18 protein-coding genes and 1 tRNA gene are annotated in these 22,665 nt (G+C 41.7%); 7 read left to right on the top strand and 12 right to left on the bottom strand.

Features of this window, described 5'->3' with window-relative positions; translation table 11 throughout:
• Positions 1-43: 43 nt before the first annotated feature.
• The 5 genes from bamA to GJV22_RS00425 all read right to left on the bottom strand — a co-directional run bounded on the left by bamA (position 44) and on the right by GJV22_RS00425 (position 5,878).
• Entirely contained in the window at positions 44-2,641 is a 2,598-nt protein-coding gene (gene bamA / locus GJV22_RS00405) for an outer membrane protein assembly factor BamA (RefSeq protein WP_163707138.1), read from the bottom strand.
• 14 nt (positions 2,642-2,655) lie between these two features.
• The gene (locus GJV22_RS00410) at positions 2,656-3,399 is read right to left on the bottom strand and encodes an isoprenyl transferase (protein ID WP_163707142.1); all 744 of its coding nucleotides are present in this window, start codon (positions 3,397-3,399) and stop codon (positions 2,656-2,658) included.
• Position 3,400: 1 nt separating this feature from the next.
• The gene (gene porG, locus GJV22_RS00415; protein WP_163707144.1) at positions 3,401-4,132 is read right to left on the bottom strand and encodes a type IX secretion system protein PorG; all 732 of its coding nucleotides are present in this window, start codon (positions 4,130-4,132) and stop codon (positions 3,401-3,403) included.
• Positions 4,133-4,315: 183 nt separating this feature from the next.
• Positions 4,316-5,197 carry an NAD kinase gene (locus GJV22_RS00420; RefSeq protein WP_163707147.1) on the bottom strand — a complete coding sequence of 294 codons (882 nt, stop codon included), beginning with the start codon at positions 5,195-5,197 and terminating at the stop codon, positions 4,316-4,318.
• 15 nt (positions 5,198-5,212) lie between these two features.
• The gene (locus GJV22_RS00425; protein ID WP_163707150.1) at positions 5,213-5,878 is read right to left on the bottom strand and encodes a CBS domain-containing protein; all 666 of its coding nucleotides are present in this window, start codon (positions 5,876-5,878) and stop codon (positions 5,213-5,215) included.
• A gap of 65 nt (positions 5,879-5,943) precedes the next feature.
• On the opposite strand from GJV22_RS00425, the gene GJV22_RS00430 reads away from it, so the two are divergent.
• The 4 genes from GJV22_RS00430 to GJV22_RS00445 all read left to right on the top strand — a co-directional run bounded on the left by GJV22_RS00430 (position 5,944) and on the right by GJV22_RS00445 (position 11,227).
• Positions 5,944-6,660, top strand: coding sequence for a pyridoxine 5'-phosphate synthase (locus GJV22_RS00430; protein WP_163707153.1), 717 nt, complete (start codon positions 5,944-5,946; stop codon positions 6,658-6,660).
• 3 nt (positions 6,661-6,663) lie between these two features.
• Positions 6,664-7,476, top strand: a complete 813-nt coding sequence (locus GJV22_RS00435; RefSeq protein WP_163707156.1) for an alpha/beta fold hydrolase — start codon at positions 6,664-6,666, stop codon at positions 7,474-7,476.
• 415 nt (positions 7,477-7,891) lie between these two features.
• The gene (locus GJV22_RS00440) at positions 7,892-9,754 is read left to right on the top strand and encodes a glycosyltransferase family protein (protein WP_163707159.1); all 1,863 of its coding nucleotides are present in this window, start codon (positions 7,892-7,894) and stop codon (positions 9,752-9,754) included.
• Between the two features lie 36 nt (positions 9,755-9,790).
• Entirely contained in the window at positions 9,791-11,227 is a 1,437-nt protein-coding gene (locus tag GJV22_RS00445; protein WP_163707162.1) for a glycosyltransferase, read from the top strand.
• 13 nt (positions 11,228-11,240) lie between these two features.
• On the opposite strand, the gene recN is transcribed toward GJV22_RS00445, so the two are convergent.
• From recN to GJV22_RS00470, 5 genes are read right to left on the bottom strand one after another with little or no spacing between them, the layout of a single operon-like run.
• Entirely contained in the window at positions 11,241-12,893 is a 1,653-nt protein-coding gene (recN, locus tag GJV22_RS00450; RefSeq protein WP_163707165.1) for a DNA repair protein RecN, read from the bottom strand.
• Positions 12,894-12,905: 12 nt separating this feature from the next.
• Entirely contained in the window at positions 12,906-13,829 is a 924-nt protein-coding gene (gene porD, locus GJV22_RS00455; RefSeq protein WP_163707168.1) for a type IX secretion system protein PorD, read from the bottom strand.
• 60 nt (positions 13,830-13,889) lie between these two features.
• Entirely contained in the window at positions 13,890-15,089 is a 1,200-nt protein-coding gene (coaBC, locus tag GJV22_RS00460) for a bifunctional phosphopantothenoylcysteine decarboxylase/phosphopantothenate--cysteine ligase CoaBC (RefSeq protein WP_163707171.1), read from the bottom strand.
• A 15-nt stretch (positions 15,090-15,104) separates the two neighbouring features.
• The gene (locus tag GJV22_RS00465) at positions 15,105-15,443 is read right to left on the bottom strand and encodes a DNA-directed RNA polymerase subunit omega (protein WP_163707176.1); all 339 of its coding nucleotides are present in this window, start codon (positions 15,441-15,443) and stop codon (positions 15,105-15,107) included.
• Between the two features lie 9 nt (positions 15,444-15,452).
• Positions 15,453-16,268 carry an outer membrane protein assembly factor BamD gene (locus GJV22_RS00470; protein WP_163707178.1) on the bottom strand — a complete coding sequence of 272 codons (816 nt, stop codon included), beginning with the start codon at positions 16,266-16,268 and terminating at the stop codon, positions 15,453-15,455.
• Between the two features lie 118 nt (positions 16,269-16,386).
• Here GJV22_RS00470 and GJV22_RS00475 point away from each other — a divergent pair, with 118 nt between their 5' ends.
• Entirely contained in the window at positions 16,387-17,667 is a 1,281-nt protein-coding gene (locus GJV22_RS00475; protein ID WP_238480249.1) for an aminotransferase class I/II-fold pyridoxal phosphate-dependent enzyme, read from the top strand.
• Positions 17,668-17,773: 106 nt separating this feature from the next.
• On the opposite strand, the gene trxB is transcribed toward GJV22_RS00475, so the two are convergent.
• Entirely contained in the window at positions 17,774-18,772 is a 999-nt protein-coding gene (trxB, locus tag GJV22_RS00480) for a thioredoxin-disulfide reductase (protein ID WP_163707181.1), read from the bottom strand.
• 181 nt (positions 18,773-18,953) lie between these two features.
• Between trxB and GJV22_RS00485 the strand changes: the two genes are divergently transcribed.
• Positions 18,954-19,027 (top strand) — tRNA-Pro (locus GJV22_RS00485).
• A 298-nt stretch (positions 19,028-19,325) separates the two neighbouring features.
• A complete protein-coding gene (locus GJV22_RS00490; protein WP_163707184.1) occupies positions 19,326-19,862 on the top strand; it encodes a hypothetical protein in 537 nt (178 codons plus the stop codon).
• Between the two features lie 293 nt (positions 19,863-20,155).
• Here the strand turns inward: GJV22_RS00490 and GJV22_RS00495 are convergent, their stop codons facing one another.
• Positions 20,156-22,630, bottom strand: coding sequence for a glycoside hydrolase family 95 protein (locus tag GJV22_RS00495; protein ID WP_238480250.1), 2,475 nt, complete (start codon positions 22,628-22,630; stop codon positions 20,156-20,158).
• Positions 22,631-22,665 lie beyond the last annotated feature (35 nt).

A 22,665-nucleotide genomic window follows, 5' to 3' on the forward strand; every position in this document is an offset into this window, starting at 1 on the left:
CTGAATGCTATTTTAAACAAAATCCAAGCCAAAGCTGTAATCATCAGAACTGCTGACCGATAACAAAGTGGAATTGACTTCCTGACACTGAACTATCGCCGTTAACGTCGTCAAATCCATATCCCCAGTCGATTCCCATCAAACCAAACATTGGAAGGAAGATTCGTACACCCATACCAGCTGAACGTTTCAAATTAAACGGGTTGTAGTCTTCGAAATTCATAAAGGCATTACCACCTTCCATAAATCCTAACACATAAATCGTAGCTGACGGTTTTAAAGTTACAGGGTAACGTAACTCGACAGTCACTTTATCATACATATTTGAACCGGTTGTTGGACTCAAACTGTAATCCTGGTAACCGCGCAAAGCAATGATGTCGGCACCATAGAAGTTGTAACCAGACATCCCCGATCCTCCAACACGGAAGCGCTCGAACGGCGAACGACGGTTTTTGTCGTAATATCCTAAGAAACCAAATTCAACATTGGTGTGCAAAACCAGGTTTCTGTTTTTTGATATCGGCGAGTACCAACCACCTTTAAATTTCCATTTGTGATATTCGATCCATTTATAACGTTCTTCACTCGTTAACGAAGCGTTACTGTAATCTACTCCGTTGAATAAAGAGAACGGAGGTGTAAATTGTAAAGACAGTGAAAATTCGGAACCACTACGAGGGTAAAGTGGTTGATCGACCGAGTTCCTTCCAAATGTAGTTTTGAAACTCAGGTTGTTGAATTCACCGTTTCCATCGTCATTGTCATCACTCAAGAAATAATAGTAGTTAGCCATATTTCTCAACTTATAGTGCTCCAACGAGACTTCGTGATACATGGTAAAGAAGTCATCCGGCCATTTTAACCGATAACCATAACCAATAGCAACAGACGAAGTAACCTGAATTTGATCATCTTCGGTGTTTGTATCTGTAGTCCCATAATTATAACCATAGCTGGAACCATAGCCATAACTTGAGCCATAACCGTAGTAACCACTTCCATAAGGACTGTATGAACTGTTGTAATAATTATTCGCCGTGTAATTTACTCTCGAACGGGAGAATGAAACCGATAATGAGTTCGGCTTTTTACCTCCCAGCCACGGTTCTACAAATGACAAGCTATAGGAGTTATAAAACTTACCACTCGTTTGAGCCCTGATACTTAAAGTCTGACCATCACCTGTAGGCAGCGGTCTCCAGGCTTCTTTATTTAAAATATTACGAACCGAGAAGTTTGAAAATCTCAAACCAACCGTTCCCACGAACATACGGGCACCCCAACCACCGGATAATTCAATCTGGTCGTTCGCTTTTTCCTGCAATTCGTATTTAATATCTACCGTGCCATCTTCCGGATGAGGAATTGGAACAGGGTTAATAGCTTCCGGGTCAAAGTGTCCAAGCTGCGAAAGTTCGCGGACCGAACGAATAATCAATGATTTGCTAAACAAATCGCCTGGGTAGGTACGCAGTTCGCGACGGGCAACGTGCTCGTGCGTTTTGGTATTACCTTCAATAATAACCCGGTTAATAGTTGCCTGGTTACCTTCGTAGATTCTCATCTCGAAGTTGATCGTATCTTGATCGATGCTGGCTTCTACCGGTTCAAGGTTGAAAAACAAGTATCCGTTATCTAAATACAGGTTACTAACTGCATCTTCATCTTCGTTCAATCGTTTATCCAAGGTCTTTTGGTCGAAAACATCTCCTTTTCCAACACCTAAAACAGCATTCAGATAATCAGCCGGATAAACCGTATTCCCCATCCAGCGAACATCACCAAAATAGTATTTATCCCCTTCATCGAGGTAAATATCAAGCTTCACACGACCATTCGCTAATGGTGTAATTGTGTCAGCCACAATTGTCGCATCACGATATCCCTTTTCGTTATACTTATCGATAATGTTTCCTTTATCTTCTTTGTATTTGTCTTCGAGGAATTTTTTCGTTTTGAAGAAGTTCTTGATACCACGCTCGTTGGTTTTTTTCATCGCCTTATTCAATACCCCGGATTTCATATTTTCCAAACCATGATAGGCGATTTCTTCAATTTTAACTTTTTCCTTTTTGTCGACATTAATATCCAGAATCACGCTATTAACCTGAGCGGTATCATCACGTTGCACAATATTGACGACAGTATTCAAGTACCCCTTCTCATGAAAGATGCCTGCAATAATACGCTCAGCATTGTTCAACTGGTTATCGGTTACCTGGCTTCCTTTCAGCAGCAGCACTTTTTCTGTAATATCGTTCTTTTCTGATTTACTGACACCGAAGAAGTTGACATCAGCGAGTCTTGGCCGTTCTTGGAGGTGAATTGTCAACCAAATTTGGTCGCCAATAACTTTCGTTGCTTCAATTTTCACATCAGAAAACATTTGGTTTCCCCACAACTTTTTAATGGCATTGGAGATGTCTTCTCCGGGAACCATTATTTCCTCACCAACATTTAAACCTGATATTTGAATTAACACATCGGTATCCAAATAACGAATTCCCACAACATCAATACCGGCAATCGTATATTTTTTCGGACTTGAATAGTAGATTGAAAAATTTGTCCCTTCCTCTTGAGCAAAGGTCGACAAGCTCACGATAAAGAATACAAAGAAAATTTTGAGTTTACGCATTTCCTGATTATTGTTTAGCTCACAATTTGTTGACTGGTTTTTCCAAAGCGACGTTCTCTGTTTTGAAAATCATAAACAGCTTCAAACAAGCTTTCCTTGGTGAAGTCCGGCCAGAGCACCGGAGTAAAATAGAACTCGGAATAGGCGACTTGCCAAAGCAAGAAGTTACTTATCCGCGTTTCTCCACTGGTACGGATCAGTAATTCCGGATCAGGGATACCATTTGTGGCTAAATATTTATCGATTAGTTCCTTATTGATATCTTCGGGCTGGAGTTTCCCGTCTTTTATCTCAACAGCGATTTTGCGCACCGCCTCGGTTATTTCCCATTTGGAACTGTAGCTCAGAGCAAGAACGAGTCTAACTCCTGTACAATCTTTGAGTTCCTGAATCGACCAATTTAATTTCTCCTGAACTTCCGCTGGAAGACTATCAAAATCACCGATCATACTCAAACTTACATTCTTCTCTTTCAGCGATTCTGTCTCATTATTAATGGCATGAACCAAAAGGCCCATCAGAGCATCTACCTCCTCTTTGGGACGAGACCAGTTTTCGGTTGAGAAAGCATACAATGTCAGGTATTTAATCCCGATTTCGCTAGCACCTTCCAAAACCGACCGAACCGATTCAACACCTTGTTCATGTCCAAAGAATCGCTCGTTTCCGTGTTGAGCAGCCCATCTGCCGTTGCCATCCATAATGATAGCGACATGTTCGGGAATCTTACTAGCATTCAATTTATCTTTCAGCGTCATTCTAATTTATATTATCATATGCGGGACATTTTTTGCCACCCTGATAAAAGCGGTAGCAAACATGCACACCCAAATGATAGGTCCAATCATTATTATGAAGGGGACTCGTATATTCAGTCAAAACGCCGGTTGTTAGATTTATATTCGCTCTTGGATCATCCAGATTATCCATTTTATCGTCGAAATATTTGCGGAACTGACTTTCCAGCCCTACGCTCCATCTTTCGCCGATATTGAATTTAAACCCAAACCCAAAAGGCATATTTAAAGCAGTCACATTTTTATTATCACCGGCCGGATCAACGTAGGCCCCTATGGCATCTAGTGCAGCAGGGTCAAAGTCGTACGGATAAAAACTCACACCTAAACCACCAATTAAATAGGTCGTAATGCTGTGCTTGCTACTTCCGATGATATACTTAAAAAAATTGAATTCAAACATCGCTGATACATCTGTAACTGTTTTACTGAACTCCCAGGCTGATGATTCAAATTCACCGGTTGCTTTAATTCTCTCCAACATGATGGTTCCCCGAACAGAATAACGCGGGTTAAAATTATACCGCACAAATAATCCGCCAGCAGGTCCCAAAGAACTTTTTGTTTCGACCAAAGTCATATCTCCTGAGTAGGTTCCCAGGCCTCCCCAAAGGCCAATGTCAGCTGTTTGTTGTTGTGCTTGCGCAACTTGCAATAACATCATGCTTAGAGCAACCAAAAGCAATCTTTTCATTTCCAATCTTTTTACGTGAAAGGGTTGATTAAAAAGACAGCATTGCAACTTGTTTTGGCATCAATATTAACATCTGAACATAACACCTTTCAAAGGCTACAAATGTAATATAATTCTCAAAACATCATGCGTGCCGCCTACTATAAAACCCAAATTGAGGTTAAAAATTGTTAAGTGAGAAAATTAATTTCGGCGGTCGGTTCCCCACATGAGTTTATTACGTAAAGTACTGAAAAACCCGTGTCCCGGTAGCTTCACCGTTTTGACAGAAAAATTGGCTTTGCTGATGACTAATTTGCCGGGGAAGTTTACGGCCTCGGAACGGGAATCGAGAGAGCATAAAAATTGCTGTCCGCGTCCTTCAACACTGAGACTAATCCGGTTATCATCGGGAACGACAATCGGACGCATAGTCAGGTTATGGGGAGCAATTGGCGTAATGACAAAACTCTTTGAATTGGGAGGCAGAATTGGTCCGCCTACACTTAGCGAATAGGCAGTTGATCCGGTAGGCGTGCTGATGATTAATCCGTCGGCCCAGTAGGTCGTAAGATATTCATCATTCAAATAGGTATGAATTTTAATCATGGATGAGCTATCCATCTTGGTCACCGTGATTTCATTCAGCGCGTAATTAAAATCACCAAATAAATCGGTTCCGTCTTCAAACTGAAGTACCGATCTTTCTTCTATATCGTAGCGGTCACTCAATAATAGTTGAATGGCTTCTTCCAGATCGCCGCGCGAAATGGCCGATAGAAACCCCAGCCGCCCGGTATTGATTCCGATTACAGGTAATGACTTATTCTTTAGCGTCAGAATTGATTTCAGTAAAGTACCATCTCCCCCGATGCTAACCAGAAATCGAACTGACTCGGGCAATTCGTACCCAAATGTGAAAAAACCGGCGATATCCGGCATCTTATCACAGCGGCTTTTTATCGAATCGAAGAACGGCTTATATATGTAGATTTTTTCATCTTGCTGATGGAGTAATAAAAACAGCCTGCTCAAATCAGGCATAAACGAAGAATCGATACTGAGACCAAAAACAGCAACACTCATAACTGATTGAATAAGCTAAATATTCATGTATTTCATCAATAATTCAAACCGGTCATCATACATGTGCTTTAAAACGCTCTCATCCATAAATACCGACCGAATTGAATAATTATATCGTACAAAGGTTTGAATTATTCCGGACAAATCCATCTGGTTGACTTTCAATGTCACTGTAATTTCGTTTGTATTTGCTGATTTAGAAACGTAAAAGCTCAGAATTTTAGCATCATTCCCTTCAACAATACGGGCAATTTCCGAAAGCGAATAATCATACGGATTCAGATCCAAAACCAAAACCCCACCGGGCTCCTTAACTGCCACAAGGTCGGCGAATTTGTGCGCCAGATCATTCACGGTAATCACGCCCTTGTACAAATGCTCTTCATCCAACACCGGAACGACCGAAAGTTTCAATTCCGATGCAATCGATACAACTTCGTATATATGTTGATTTTGGTGAACATGTGGAAGCAACATGTGATCGCGGCAGTCTTCCATCAAAACCTCGTTCAAATTGAGGTCATAAATGGTTTTATCGGTGATCAGACCAATATATTTATGATCGTCCACTACCGGCAAATGCGATATGCGGAAAATTTCCATCCAATTCAATGCTTTCTGCCCGTCATCAGTCAGTCGCAAGGAAGGAATAACATCTGATATGAGTTCGTTTGCTAACAAATCTTTATTCTTAATTTTCTACTTCAAACAATTATATTGTAACTTTGCAGCCCTATTTAATTGTTATGACCAGACTAAGTGTAAATATAAACAAAATAGCAACACTGAGAAACTCGCGCGGCGGATCAGTACCCAGTGTTGTTGATGCTGCAATAAACTGTCAAAAGTTTGGTGCAGAAGGCATTACCATCCACCCAAGACCAGACGAAAGGCACATCCGCAGGCAAGATGTTTATGATATTAAACCACACATTTACACAGAATTAAACATCGAAGGTTATCCGAGTGATGATTTTTTAAAATTAGTTATTGACGTGAAGGCCGACCAAGCCACGCTTGTGCCGGACAAACCGGGACAATTAACTTCGGATCATGGATGGAATACCATTGAAAATGAAGATTTTCTTGTTGACGTTATCAATGAGTTAAAAAAACATGGTATCCGATCGTCCATATTTGTCGACCCTGATGTAAAAATGGTTGAAGGTGCCAAACGGGTCGGGGCCAATCGTATTGAGCTTTACACCGAGCCTTACGCCGCGAACTACATGAAAGATCCGGAAAAAGCGATTGCGCCGTTCATTGAAGCAGCTAAACTGGCTAAAAACCTCGGTCTGGGCATCAATGCCGGTCATGACCTGAGTTTAAAGAATCTAAAATACTTCGTCGATATGATTCCTTACATTGATGAAGTTTCCATCGGTCACGCGCTAATCTCAGACGCGCTTTATATGGGACTTCACAACACCATTAAGGAATACCTCGAGTGCATTAAACCATAATCAATGGAATTATTTTTCAGGGAAGAAGGCACGCAGGGAAAGAAAATAGTCATCGTTCACGGCCTCTACGGGTCTTCGGACAATTGGCTCACTGTGGGCAAAAAGTTAGGCATGAACCATCATGTTTACCTGATTGATCAGCGTAACCACGGTCGTTCGCTAAACGCTGACGAGCATACCTACGAAATGATGAAAGAAGATTTGGCGGAATTTTTTGAACGTCAACAAATCGACAAAGCCATTGTCATCGGTCATAGCATGGGAGGAAAAACTGCGATGTATTTCGCGGCCGAATATCCTGAAAAGATTGAAAAGCTGATTATCGCCGACATTGCTCCGAAAGACTACCTGGAACTGGGCGAAAGCAGTCAATACTACCAGCATCAACTCATTCTGCAAAGTTTGATTGAGTTGCAAAACAATTGCACCGACTACAAATCACGCGATGAAATTGCTGAGTTTCTGATGTTAAAACTGGGAAGTCAGGATTTGGTCATGTTCCTGCTCAAAAGTATTTACCTGGATAAGGAAACAAAACATTTCAAATGCCGCGTTAACGTGGAAGTTCTGTATGACTCGCTCGACGAAGTCATTAGCGGGATGAATTATCGCTGGCTCGAAGACCGGATCCCAATACTCGCCTATCCCGTTTTGTTTGTCCGGGGCGCGAAATCGGATTACCTGGGCGAAGAAGATATTAAGATGGTGAAAGAAATTTATCCGGAAGCCAGGATCGAAACTATTCCCAATGCCGGCCACTGGTTACACGCCGAACAGCCCAAGCTTTTCATGGAGGCACTGGTTCGGTTTATTTGAACAGCACGCCCTTTCTGCTAAGCCCGAAACCATCTCAACGAAGATTCCCGCACCGTCTACGAAAACTCCAGCGTGACTTGCGAAAACTCCCGCACGAGCTGCGCCCCCCGCACCATTGGCACCACTCTGCATTTGAGCCAGCTCTTCAATACGTTCATTACCGCCTAGCTGCGAATAGATGTGTAGGTCCGATCAGCCTCATCAAACTTATACACTTTAAAATGATGTTCTCCTTTACCGGTAATTTGCAGCAAGTGCTAAAGTTCTTGTGACCAATGGTAGCGATGACTATATTTATATCTCTTTTCATTCGGATTACATTATCAGGCTCTCACCATCCTTTTGTTAAAAACAGCAAGCTATTGTTTACTATTTTACGCCAAAGCCATATATTTATATGGCTAAATACAACAGAATGAAAAAGAACGATGCAGGAAAAGAATCTTCGGATCTAAAAATAAAAAGGTTCATTTCTAACCATATTAACTACATCTATCTACTGGCTCTAATTTTTTCACTGGTAATCATCTATAAACTATTCGATATCAAAGTTAATCTGGCAGGAGACGACTCTGCTTATATTTTACGGGCCTACGAATTGTTGCACAATGGTCGTTTCCCAAGCTGGCAGGGACCGCTGTATCCAATGGCATTGTCGGTTTTTGTTGCAATTTTCGGAATATCCGTTCCGATACTAAAAATCACATCGGGAATTTTTCTTCTAACATCGTTTTACATCCTGTTTCGAGCCCTAAGAGACAGAATAAGCAATTTCCTACTAATCTTCACCATCTTCGCTGTTTCTCTTAATTCGTTCTTATTATACTACGGCTACTATACGTTCAGCGAAGCCTTTTATATGTTGGTCCAAGCCGCCCTGTTCCTTGTGCTGTTTAAAACGATTAGCTCCGAACAAGGCTCGAGCATCCGGGTATTAGTACTAACCGGCGTATTGGCGTATATGCTTTACCTGACGCGTACTGTAGGAATAGCCGGCATTTTAGCTATTGTTCTTTATTTTATTACTAAGAATGACTTTAAAAAATTAGGGATTACAATTGCTTCCTTTGGCGGAGCTCATGCGCTTTTCAGCCTGTCCAAAAGACTTATTTGGGGAAGCCAGGGCATCCAATTCAACGGACAGCTAAACTCCCTGTTGCAAAAGAATGCCTATAATCCGGCGATGGGCAATGAAGATCTGATGGGGTTTCTGGGCCGCCTGGTCGATAATTCAAATCTCTACATTTCAAAGCATATCTTTCGTTTTTTAAGCCTTCGGTCATTAACTGCAAACACCATAGAACCTATTCTAACCATTCTTGTGTACCTGATTCTTTTGGTTGGTTTTATTTATGCTGCCAGAAAAAGCAAATTCCTCCTTTTCCTTTTTTTGTACACCGGTGCTTTTTGTCTGATAACCTTTGTTTCCCTGCAAAAATCATGGGATCAAGATCGGCTGATAGCGCCTATTTTTCCTGTAATGGTTCTACTTTTAGCTTATAGTCTGCTTTCCATTTTTGAATTTAAATGGCTAAAAAATCTCCGCTTTATCCCTTATATCTTTCTAATCGCATTACCCTTCCTGATATTAAAAACGTCAGGTACGCGAATAAGTCTAAGTCAGCGTGTACACGAGGAAAGCATGAAGGGAAACCAGTTTTTCGGATATACACCAGACTGGGAAAATTATTTGCGGATGAGCCAATATGCCGGGAAGATAGCAGGTGATGATCTAGTTGCATGTCGCAAGCCAGCCAATTCATTTATATACGCTAAAAAAATATTCAAGGGAATTTACACCGTTCCAATACTCGAGAAGGACTCCGTTTTCCGACCCAACATGACTTACTACAGCTTGATGCTAAGTGATAAAAACGCTCGCTTCTTCAACCGCAGCATGATTAAGGCTGTATTTTCAGGAACTGCAGCAACTGATAACTTCAAATCGAATCGGGCTTATTATTTATTTGAGACTAACAGCACGAGTCCGGTTCAATCTTTAGATACATATAAAATTAACCGGCAAATTTTTGAGGAAAGTTTCTCAGCGGTTACACTGTATTCCCCCGATCAGCTGGTAAATGAGTTGAAGCATACCAACACGCGTTATATTATTTCGGCCAATTTAAGAAGGAACCCAATGAAAAAAACAAGCAATACGATTGACACTGTAGAAAGGTATATTCAAATCATATCAACCAAATACCCTCACTTTTTCACCAAAGTACATGAGATAGGAAAAGATGAAAAGGCTTTCCTATACAAATTGAATTACTAATTACTTTGCTTTTTGCGAACAACTAACTAACACGGAATGAAAGCTAACACACTAACAAGAGAAGACTACCAATCGTATTTTGACAGAGTTGCCGTTGATCGTGTAAAATACCGCCGAGGCAAACGGTACTATTGGGATAGTATCACCCGTTATTGTAACTTTTTCATAGAACCAACTGCTACTGTTCTGGAGATTGGCTGCGGAACCGGCGAACTAATTGCCGATATAAAAGGAAGTAACAAGGTCGGAATTGATTTCAGTGCTGCCATGATTGAAAAAGCTCGAAAACAGTTCCCTCAAATTGAGTTTATCAACTGTGCAGCTGAAGAGATAAGTACGACGCAAAAATTCGATGTGATAATCTTATCAAACCTCATTGGGTTTCTGGAAGATATCCAACTTGTATTTAACAAGCTTCATAAAGTCTGTCATGCTGATACAAAGATTATCATCACTCACTTCAATCACTTTTGGGAGCCACTGATTAAGATGGCCGAATTTTTACATCTAAAGAAAAAAGAGCCACGCCAAAGCTGGATCTCGAAAAAAGACCTGACCAATTTATTATACCTGGCTGACTTCGAAGTATATCGTCAAAACTCATCGATGCTTTTTCCTTATTATATCCCAATTGTCTCCTCATTCCTCAATAAATTTATTTCAAGGTTACCGCTATTTAACGCGTTGGCTATAAACCAATATACTTTTGCCCGCCCAAACGTCCGTGCAAATAAAGAATCGGCCGCTGAAAAATATTCTACAACGATCGTTATTCCTGCACGAAATGAAAGTGGAAATATTGAAAACGCGATTAAACGAATCCCTAAATTCGGCAAACATATTGAGATCATTTTTGTAGAAGGTAATTCGACTGACGACACCTGGGAACGTATATTGGAGGTTGAGAACAAATATAAAGATACTCATTGCATAAAAGCGATCAGGCAACCGGGAAAGGGAAAAGGAGATGCGGTCAGAGCTGGCTATCAAATTGCCACGGGTGATATTTTAATGATATTGGATGCTGATTTAACTGTGCCACCAGAACAACTGCCGAAGTTCTATGAAGCGCTGGCTCTCAACAAAGGCGATTTCATAAATGGAACGCGGCTAATTTATCCTTTGGAAAAAAATGCGATGCGCTTTTTAAATACGGTAGGAAATAAGTTTTTCAGTGTCGCATTTAGCTGGCTGATGGAACAGCCGATAAAAGATACGTTATGCGGGACAAAAGTGATGTTTCGCAAAGACTATTTGAAGCTTGTTGACAATCGAAGCTATTTTGGAGACTTCGATCCATTCGGTGATTTCGATTTGTTGTTTGGCGCCTTCAAACTAAACCTGAAAATTATTGATATGCCCATCCGCTACCAGGAGCGAACATACGGAGACACCAATATTTCACGATTCAAGCATGGACTACTTTTACTTCGAATGTGGATTTTCGCATTGCTTAAAATCAAATTTAAATAGCCAAGAAAAGTTTCTACCCCAACAGTTCTCTTGCAGTTTTCCGAGCAGTTTCCGAAGCATTGGCACCACTCAACATCTGGGCCAGTTCTTCAATGCGTTCATCAGCGCCTAGCTGGCGAATAGATGTGTAGGTCCGGTCGGCCTCATCAAACTTATACACTTTAAAATGATGTTCTCCTTTTCCGGCAATTTGTGGCAAGTGCGTAATATTGATAATCTGCACATTCGCAGACATTTCCTTCAAAATACCCCCCATTTTCAAAGCAACCTCTCCGGAAATACCGGTGTCAATTTCATCGAAAATGATTGTTGGAAGCGCTTTACTATCGGTAATCAGTGTTTTCAATGCTAACATAACCCGTGAGATTTCACCACCCGATGCGATTTTAGCAATGTCCTGTGGTTGTCCGTTTTTATTGGCTGAGAAAGCAAAACTCAGATCATCGAGACCACTCGGACCTGCATGTTCCATGGGGTTAAAACGAAGCTTGAAAACAGCATTCACCATTCCGAGTTTTTGCAGAACCTCTTCCACCGAACCGGTAATCCTACCGGCAACAGCATTGCGTCGTTTACTCAGCTCTTCAGCTTGTTTGTTGACTTCAGCTTGTAGCACCACCAAATTCTTTTCGGCGTCTTCAATCTCATCATCAAAAGAGGCAATCTGTCCAATTTTTTGATCGTACTCGTCTTTAAGAGCCAACAACTCTTCGACTGAGCCCACTCGGAATTTCTGTTGCAATGCGTAAATCATATCCAAACGCTCCGAAACAAGCTGAATGCGCTCGGGATCATGCTCGGCCCGCTCAGCCACGTCTGCACAGTCGGCAACAAGGTCTTTCAACTCCAGGTAACAAGACTCCAGCCGTTCAGCAACCTCCTTGCCCTTAGGCATTACTTCGGCCAATTTCCCGAACTGACCAACGTATTCTTTCAACCGAATCAACAGGCCCAGTTCCTCACCGTCCATATCTTCGCCAAACTGACCAAAGGTTGTTTTAATTTCCTCGGCATGTTCCAATGTGGCTTGTTCGAGTTCGAGCTCCTGCTGCTCATTTTCCTTCAACTTCGCTTCATCCAGTTGTTGAAACTGAAATTGAAAATAATCCAGGTCTGCCCGTGCTTTTTCTGCTTCGTTTTGTAAATCGTGCAGAATCTTCGATTGCTTTTGGCTGGCCCGGAACGTCTTTCCATACTCCACAAGTAGCTTCCCGTTTTCGGCAACCATATCAACCAGGTTGAGTTGAAAAGAATGATTTCCCAATTCCAGGTTTTGGTGCTGCGAGTGAATGTCAATCAGCCGCAAAGCAAGCTCCTGCAGAACTTTAATCGTCACGGGAGTATCATTAATAAATGCTCGTGATTTTCCTGCCGGGCTAATCTCCCGTCGCAGAATTGTTTGATCGTCGTAATCCAATTCTTCGCGTTCAAAAAACTCCTGCAACTGGTAATCCTTAATGTTGAACAAAGCTTCAACCGTACATTTCCGGTCTTTCACCTGCAACACATTCAGATCGGCACGCTGGCCCATAACCAATCCCAAAGCCCCCAACACAATTGACTTTCCGGCACCGGTTTCTCCTGTGATAATATTGAAGCCCTTGTAAAATTGAATGTGTAGCTTATCAATCAGGGCATAATTTGAAATATGCAGTTCTAAAAGCACGAGGTGTAATGTTTATTCGTTTTCTAAATTGAAGGTATTGTCCTCTTTGATCTTCTCGTATTTCGTTCCGTTCGAAGGATCGATCTCTGTCAAAATCGCCAACACACGGTTTTTCTCATCCGGATAGGATCCTGAAAAGATATTAACCAACTCATCCGCTTTGGCATCAAAGAAAATCGGGAAAATATAGAGGTTTGGTCGGTTCCGGAATATCCGTTGCAACAATCTCAGCGTTTCAGCAATCTCCGATCTCCCTTCTTCCAGTTTATCACTCATCTTATCAAGACCAAGTCTGTGATAGCGGTAAATACACTGTCGAAATCCTGCATACGAGCGATTCATTATATTTTCGATCAACCAGTAGCGGTTACGTTCACTTTCGTACGCCTTCCATCCGGCATAAATCGAATTTTGCGAATTGTTGACAATCTGCTGCGCCTTCTGGTAATATTCGGTTCCGCCTTCCGGAGCAAAAGAGTCATAGTCCATACCTAAAATAATATAGGCATAATAAGCCATGATGTTGGTAAGATTATCCCTGTTTGATGTTTCGTTGAACTCCATCGGTTGAAATTCAACATAGCGAACGTGGAAATCTTTGTCCTTAATATTCAGCAAAGCCGTTTCGTAAGACGAATTGAAGACCGGACGTCGCAGCTGTACGGTCATCGATCCTTTAAACTCGTCGGAAGAAACCTGTTCGTCCAATTGAATGAAGATGTTACATTCTATGCGCTCATCAATATCGTACACATGATCGGTCCACTTTCGGTTATTCATAAACTCATACAAGTCGGCCTGCATGGTTCGAAATACATTGCGATTTGCACCCTGAATCTTTGAGGATGAAATACTGATGTTACAACGCAATTCCTGAGCCGAAACAAGTGTGATACCGATAAGAAATACGACAAGCAGACTAAGCAACTTCTTCATAGCAGATCATTAAGGCGATGAAGTAAAATTAAAATAAAAACCGGAAGTCTTAAAGCTTTTTTAGAAGCTCAATGAAATTTGCTCCACAATATCGCGGGCAACTTCCGTCTTCATCTTTAACTGAAAATCAGTTGCTTTATTGTCTTTGGTCAGGATGGTAATCTTGTTCGTGTCCACGCCAAATCCAGCCCCTTTGTCCTGCAAGGAGTTCAATACGATGAAGTCCAGATTCTTGCGCTTCATTTTATCCAGGGCATTCGATTTTTCATCCTGAGTTTCGAGCGCAAAACCAACCAACAATTGCGTTTCTGTTTTTAGTCGTCCCAAACAAGCAGCAATGTCTTCATTGGCTTCCAGCTCAATGGACAAATCTTCAGAAGTACGTTTGATCTTTTGATCGGCCGGATATTTTGGGCGATAATCAGCTACCGCGGCACACATCACTGCTCCATCCACCTCGGGAAAAACAGCCAACGATGCTTGTTTCATCTCTTCAGCTGAAACAACATCAATGCGTTTAATATTTGGATGAAGACACTGCAAACTAACCGGTCCACTCACCAAAGTCACTTTGGCGCCTTGTTCAGCCAATTCCTCAGCTAAAGCATAGCCCATTTTCCCGGATGAGTAATTACCAATGAAGCGAACCGGATCAATTTTCTCATGAGTTGGTCCCGCAGTGACCAAAAAATGTTTATTCAGAAGTTTTTTTTTTGAGTTGAAGAAAGCGAAAACTTCTTCAACAATCTGCTCCGGCTCCTGCATTCGGCCCTTACCATGAAGGCCACTAGCCAACTCCCCTTCTCCCGGTTCTAAAATGATATTTCCGAAAGATTGAAGCATTTCCAGATTCCGCAGTGTGGATGCATGCTGAAACATGTCTAAATCCATGGCAGGAGCAATCATCACCGGGCATTTGGCCGACATATAGGTCGTAACCAACAAGTTATCGGCAATACCGGTAACCATTTTCCCCATGGTTGCAGCAGTAACCGGTGCAATAAGCATCAGGTCAGCCCACTGTCCCATGTCGACATGCGAATGCCAGGTACCATCGTTGGCTGCGAAAAACTCCGAAGCAACTGGCTTTGTCGACAAAGCACTCATGGTAACCGGGGTAATAAATTCTTTGGCAGCAGGGGTCATCACCACCTGCACCTCAGCTCCCTCTTTGACAAGTAACCTTAAAAGATAAGCTGCCTTGTAGGCAGCTATACTTCCGGTCACACCTAAAATGATATGTTTTCCGTTAAGCCTCATGAAGGCTGATATTTTTTAAGATAATCCTTTGCGGTTTTCTTTGGCAGGATTACGGTGATAAATCTGTTTTTGTTTGTATTCTTCGCAAGCAATTAAGGTTGGTTTTGGCAACCTTTCGTAGTACTTAGAAATTTCGATTTGCTCGCGGTTTTCAAAAACCTCTTCCAGATTATCAGAGTATGAAGCGAATTCCTGCAACTTTTGACTCAGCTCTTCTTTCATTTCTGAAGAAATCTGATTCGCACGTTTTGCAAGAATCATCACAGTTTCGTAAACATTTCCGGTTTGCTCTTCCAGACCTGACAAGTCACGTGGAACAGTTGTACCTTCAGCTTTGATCTTTTTGAAATCCATATTCTAATATTAATTAATATCTTCTTCGTAATGTAATTCATCAGCCACCGTTTCATAGAACTTTTCGGCTTCTTTCCGGTACTTACTATCCGGATATTCGTCGACAAAGGTAAAATATTCATCCAAGGCATCGCTCAAACGAAGATCTTTTTTTTCCTCTACACTTCTGATTGCCAGATAATATTTCGCCCGCAACAGCATAAACATTAGATCTTCACGATATTTTGTGTCCGGAAAATCTTTTAACGAATTGGTCAATGCAATGGTTGCAGCTTTGTAATTTTCAAGGTCGTAATACAATTTACCGGTCAAAAATGATTTGTAAACCAGCTTATCGCGAAGCTCAATAATCAGTCGGTTAGCCTCTTCAACTTTGTCACTATTGGGGTACAAGTTAATAAACAGCTGCAAGGCATCGATCGCCTTTTGTGTTACCTGTTGATCCAAACGGGGCTTCGGAGACTCCTCATAGAAGCAGTAGCCGATTAAATATTGTGACTCTTCTGCATACTTACTTCTGGGAAATTCATTGATTAATGTCCTAAACCAATGGCCGGCCATCATGAAATCCTTCATTCCGAAGTAACTTTTTGCATAGTAATAATAAACCTCATCTGCCTTACTGGTTCCTCGGTAAATGCTTACCAACTCTTTCAACAAGGTTGATGAACGTACAAACTCTCCGTCTTCATAATACTCCAAGGCCTTTTTGTATTTGAATTCGTAGTCAGTACTTTTCACGATTTTATTAAAATCGCTACAGGCCGTTGTCAACAGGATTAACAACAAAGCAACAGGTGCGTATTTCTTAATACTTTTTAGCATGGCCGCAAAGATACATTTTTATTGAAAAATTGAGTGGTAAATTAAATAAGAAAAGTCATTGATTGGAACGCTTTAGTATAATTTAACAGATTTGGAGTGTGATTAAAAAAAATTACTTTTGTATCGTTTAATTTTAAAGGAAATAGAAGTGGATATTTTTGATAAGTTTACATCTAACAAAGGAAATATCGGCCAGTATATGCAGCGCGCACATGGCTATTTTGCATTCCCAAAACTGGAAGGTGAAATTGGTGCACGCATGAAATTCAGGGGTAAGGAAGTGCTTACCTGGAGTTTGAACAATTATATTGGATTAGCCAATCATCCTGAAGTCCGCAAAGCTGATGCACAAGCAGCTGCTGATTGGGGACTTGCTTACCCAATGGGTGCCCGCATGATGTCGGGACAAACTGATTACCACGAAACATTAGAGCGTGATCTAGCCTCATTTGTCGGCAAAGAAGATGCGTTCCTGTTGAACTTCGGTTACCAGGGAATGGTGTCTATTATTGATGCTATTTGTGGCCGTAACGACGTAATTGTTTACGATAGTGAAGCACACGCTTGTATCTTGGATGGTGTTCGTTTGCATATGGGGAAACGATACGTATTCCCGCACAACGATATTGAAAACCTGAAAAAGCAATTGGAACGTGCAACCAAATTAGCCGAAAAACAAGGCGGTGGTATTTTAGTTATTACTGAAGGTGTTTTTGGTATGTCTGGTGACTTGGGGAAACTCGACGAGATTGCTGCCCTGAAAAAAGATTTCAACTTCCGCTTACTGGTTGATGATGCTCACGGTTTTGGAACCATGGGTGCTACCGGTGCCGGTTCTCCTGAACATTTCGGTGTGATGGACCAGGTTGATATCCTGTTCTGTACTTTTGCCAAATCAATGGCATCAATCGGTGCATTTGTAGCTGCCGAGCGTGAAGTGGTCAACTACCTTCGCTACAACATGCGTTCACAAACATTTGCGAAATCGTTGCCAATGCCACTAGTTATCGGTGCAATGAAACGTTTGGAATTGTTGAAAAACAGTCCTGAATTACGCGAAAAACTTTGGACAATTGTAAACGCACTGCAAGGTGGATTGAAAGCTGCCGGTTTCGACCTTGGCCGTACCAATACACCTGTAACTCCGGTTTACATGAAGGGTGGCGTTGTTGAAGCAACCAATGTTGTTGTTGACCTGCGCGAGAAATATGAAATTTTCTGTTCGGTGGTTGTTTATCCGGTAATCCCGAAAGGTGAAATCATCTTGCGTTTAATCCCAACATCAGAACATTCATTGGAAGATGTTGAGTACACCATCAAAGCCTTCAAAGAAGTGCGTGATAAACTGGCTAACGGCGATTATGCCGGTGAAGAAATTCAAGCCATGGGCGTTCTTTAATTAGAAGATATTTTATCTCAAAATAAAAAAAATCCCTTCGTCAATCGACGAAGGGATTTTTTGTTGGCTGAAGTCTCAGCCTACCCGCTTGGATGTCCAGACGGGCTTATGAATTTTTCTCAGATAAATAACGTTCAGCATCCATGGCTGCCATACAACCAGAACCGGCCGCAGTAACCGCCTGCCGATAATGTGAGTCCTGTACATCACCGCAGGCAAATACACCAGCCACATTTGTTTTCGATGTTCCCGGAACCGTTTTGATATAGCCAACTTCATCGGTATCCAAATATTCAGCAACAAAATCTGAATTTGGTTTGTGTCCGATAGCCAGGAAGAAACCGTCAATTTTAAGAGTTACTTCTTCCTCATTAGCTTCACCTTTGTTTTTCCACAAAACAGCCCCTTCAACAACACCATCTCCCAGTAGTCCTTTGGTCTGATGTTTCCAAAGAATTTCAACATTCGGAGTCTTCATAACACGTTCAGCCATCACTTTCGAAGCACGCAACTCATCGCGACGGACAATCAAGTAAACTTTTTTCGCTAATCCTGCCAGGTACATAGCCTCTTCAGCAGCAGTATCGCCACCACCAACGACAGCAACGTCTTTTCCGCGATAGAAGAATCCATCGCAAGTAGCACAGGCAGAAACACCACCTCCGGCATATTTTTGTTCATCAGGTATACCCAGGTATTTGGCAGTAGCCCCGGTAGCTAAAATCACTGTTTCAGCCTCAAGCAGTTTTTTCCCATCAATCCAAACTTTATGAACATCACCTGAAAAATCAACTTTAGTGGCATAACCAAAGCGCACATCAGTTCCAAAACGAACCGCTTGCTTTTTCAAGTCCTCCATCATTTCAGGCCCTGTAATTCCTTCCGGATATCCGGGAAAGTTTTCCACCTCAGTAGTTGTGGTCAACTGACCTCCAGGCTGAAGTCCTTCGTACATTACCGGGCTAAGATTGGCACGGGCAGCATATATAGCGGCTGTATAACCTGCTGGGCCAGAACCAATAATTAAGCATTTTACTTTTTCGGCTTCACCTCCAGGGGTGTTATTTGATTTTTCGTTTTCGTTAAGATCTAATGACTTGAACATGATATATACCTTATTTAAGATTTTAGTCACAAAAATACATTTCAGTACGCTAATATCATCATTTATAACTTCAATAATATTTAATATCCGATAGATTCAGACTATACGAATAAGAACTAATCTATTTTAAAAAATTATTTTGAAGTCATGTTCGGAATGTTTATTTTCGCAGCACCAAAATCGGGATGTAGCGCAGCCTGGTAGCGCACTCGTCTGGGGGGCGAGGGGTCGCAAGTTCAAATCTTGTCATCCCGACAATTGAAATACAAGGAGTTAGATCACATCTAGCTCCTTTTTCATTTTCATCAGGTGCAACATAGGTGCAACAATCAATAGGGGCAGATATTAAAAATTCACTCTTCAGACCCTATACTTTTCAAATACTTCTCCGTTTTTAAGAGCCAATATTTAAAATTGTTGAGCATTTAGATTCCAAGAAAGGCAAACTAAACAAATTTACTCTTTCATTTTCATATATCTTCGGCAAAGGGTCTTCTGGGTATTCTCTCTATCTTCGAGATTGACTAATTTTATTGGAACTAAATATTCCATTGTGAAAAACGATCTGTTTTGGGAGATTCCTTCGTCTCTAGATATGAGCGAGATTTTGAGTAAACATCCGCCTGAGTTCAAGTATCATATTGACAAATTCTACTATATTCTTGACTATCTCTCAAGAGGCATGGATTTGGAGGATTTGGACAACAACGAGGGCTTCATTAACCTAAACGCTCAAAAGCTTCAGGAAGCGGTACACGACTATCGAAAATACCTAGATTACCTCCTCAAGAGGGGAATAATCAGCACAGATATGGAGTATGTTGTTGGGAAAAAATCGAAAGGTTACTTTTTACAAAGCTACGCCCGGATTCACAAGGTCGATATTCAAAAGATACCGATTACCTCTTGGCCAATGATCAAGCGAAAACGTAAAGTGGATATGCAACAAAATTCTGTACGGCGAATTAAGAGTTATGCCGCTATTCTTTGCTTATTGCTTAGTTGTTCAAAGTCCTTCATCAAATATATTCAAGCTATACTGAAAGATGAATTGGTGGACAAGAAGAAAAGCTACGATATTTTCAACTGAAATATTCTAAGGAGACAAATTTGCTCTCCACAGGAACCTTCTAATTTCAATTAATTCAATTGCGAGGAAGATATTAGCCATGTAATTAACGGCCCAAGCTTCTCTTTATTCCACCGTAATGATCACTCGCTGGCAGCGTGTTAATGTAGGTTCTCCGAAATCTGCAACTTCGCAAACCATTTTGAATAAGTTCTTATTTGATCCTATTTTGAATGCAGAGAAGAGTAATGATCCTCAGATCATTACTCTTCTTGCGAGCACTACTGCTAAGTTTTAAATAAAACGGCAAATTACTATTTCGCGGTAAAATGATAGGTCACTCCAGCTTCGGTAGCAAAATCAAACAGCTGTGTTGGTATCAATTGTACGGCTTTCAGCTCGGCTTTTTCGCTAACCAAAGGCTTTTTGATGGCTGCCGTTTTGAAAAGCGGGTTGCTGTTTGCTGTTCCTTCTTCAACTTTGGTCAGGTCAACATCGCCGGTTAACTCGCTAGCCAAACGTAAACGGCAATTTCCTCCAATTGAAGAATATATCGTCAAATCCTTCACCTGCCCTTTTTCCCAACTCAGATCGATTGTGAAACCTCCGCGGGCACGCAGGCCTTTAACCTGACCAGATTGCCATTTTAACGGTATTGCCGGTAATAGAAAGATGTCTCCATCGTGACTTTGCACGAGCATTTCGGAAATACCTGCCGTACAACCAAAGTTACCATCAATTTGGAAGGGCGGGTGTGCATCGAATAAGTTCGGGTAAGTACCACCTTTTTCACCTTGCTTTTCGAGTGGCGATGGCGTCAACTGATCTGCAATCAGCTTATAAGCGCGTTCACCATTCAGCAAACGTGCCCAGAAGTTCACTTTCCATCCCATTGACCATCCTGTTGATTTATCGCCACGATACTCGAGGGTATTTTGAGCCGCCTGAAATAACTCTGGTGATCCAAATGGTGATACCTGGTTACTCGGATACAAGCCATACAAATGAGAAACATGACGGTGCTTGTCATCCACCCGATCCCAATCTTCCAGCCATTCCTGTAATTGTGTATGCTGACCAATTTGCATCGGAGCTAAACGGGCCTTCATCGCCTGCACCGTATCGGCAAATGCCTGATCGGTATCTAATACAGAAGATGCCTCAACTAAATTTGAAAACACATCGAAAACCAACTGGTTATCCATTGTTGTTCCGGCTGTCATTGAGGTTCCTCCGGGATGACGATTCTCAGGTGACATTGATGGGCTTACAACCATCCAGTGGTGTTTTGGCTCTTCCTGTAACACATCGACATAGTAAACAGCGATTCCTTTCAATACCGGGTAAACAACAGCCAGAAATTTTTTATCGCCAGTAAACAGATAATGCTGCCAAATATGTTGACTCAACCAAGCACCTCCCATTGGCCACATGCCGTAAAAAGCACCGTCAATCATCCCGGTAATCCGCCAAATATCCGTATTATGATGCATCATCCAGCCACGAGCGCCGTACATTTCGCGAGCCGATTGCTGCCCTGTTTCAGAAAGATCCCTCACCATTGCAAACAAAGGTTCGTGCATCTCCGACAGGTTTGTCACTTCTGCCGGCCAGTAGTTCATCTCCGTATTAATATTCACCGTGTATTTGCTATCCCACGATGGATTCAGCTGATGATTCCATATACCTTGTAAGTTGGCAGGTTGTGTTCCCGGACGTGATGATGAAATGAGTAAATAACGACCAAATTGAAAATACAACGACACTAACTGCGGATCGTTTGCTGTAGCAAAATCGGCAATGCGCTGATCGGTTGTATTTTTCACAGAGTCGGTTACCCCCAAATCCAGCCCAACGCGGTTAAAATAAGTTTGATAGTCGGCGATATGATCAGCTTTTAGCACTTCGAAGCTTTTCGTTCCTGCTTTAGCCAAATAAGCTTTCGCAATCGTTTCTGCATCGACCCCCAAATCCTCGTAATTCCTGAAGTTGGTGCCAATGGAGATTAACACAGTCGCTGCATCTGCTCCTTCAACTTGCAGAATAGTATCATTTTTCACTAAGCTTCCACCTTCCAATACCGGGTAAAAGCGAGCATTATATTCAATCTTCCCTTCTTTATTGTCAACAGCTTCTCCTTTTCCGTCCATCACTAACTGGTCTCCGTCAACATAAACATGATTGACAGTGTGCGGACTTGAAGCTTTCATCTTAAAGGTGATTTTTCCCTTTTCGCTGGCCGTCAGTCGAACGGCAATCACCTGATCGACTGCAGTTGAAAGAAATTCCCTTTTGTAGTTCACACCATCAGCAGCATAGGTGACTGAGCTAACTGCATTCTTCAGATCCAAATCGCGATAATAATTTGCTACCGAACCCTGATCTGGAAACTCGAAATACAGGTCGCCCACTGTTTGGTAAGGCATCCCATAATTGTTATCGGCAGGAGCATGGCGAGGAACACGGCTCATCACCAGCTGTTCTGCTTCTTTGTATTTACCATCGAAAATGAGCTTACGAACCTCTGGCAAAATTTCCTTGAATCCTTTGGGCAAATTATTACCCGGCTCACCGGCCCAAACAGTTTCTTCGTTAACCTGGAGGTGCTCCTCTTGCGGGGAACCGAAAACCATAGCCCCTAAACGACCATTTCCAATGGGCAAAGCTTCTTCCCAATATTCAGCCGGTTTATCATACCATAGTTTTAACAGATTTTCATTTGAGGCAGGCGTTGTACTGCACGCAAACAACATAAAAGCGATGGGCAGTATCCATAAATTCTTCATCATAAGTAGTAGGTTGATTTGTTGAAATTCGATTGTCA

The sequence above is a fragment of the Mangrovibacterium lignilyticum genome, assembly GCF_010882175.1.
GTDB lineage: Bacteria > Bacteroidota > Bacteroidia > Bacteroidales > Prolixibacteraceae > Mangrovibacterium > Mangrovibacterium lignilyticum.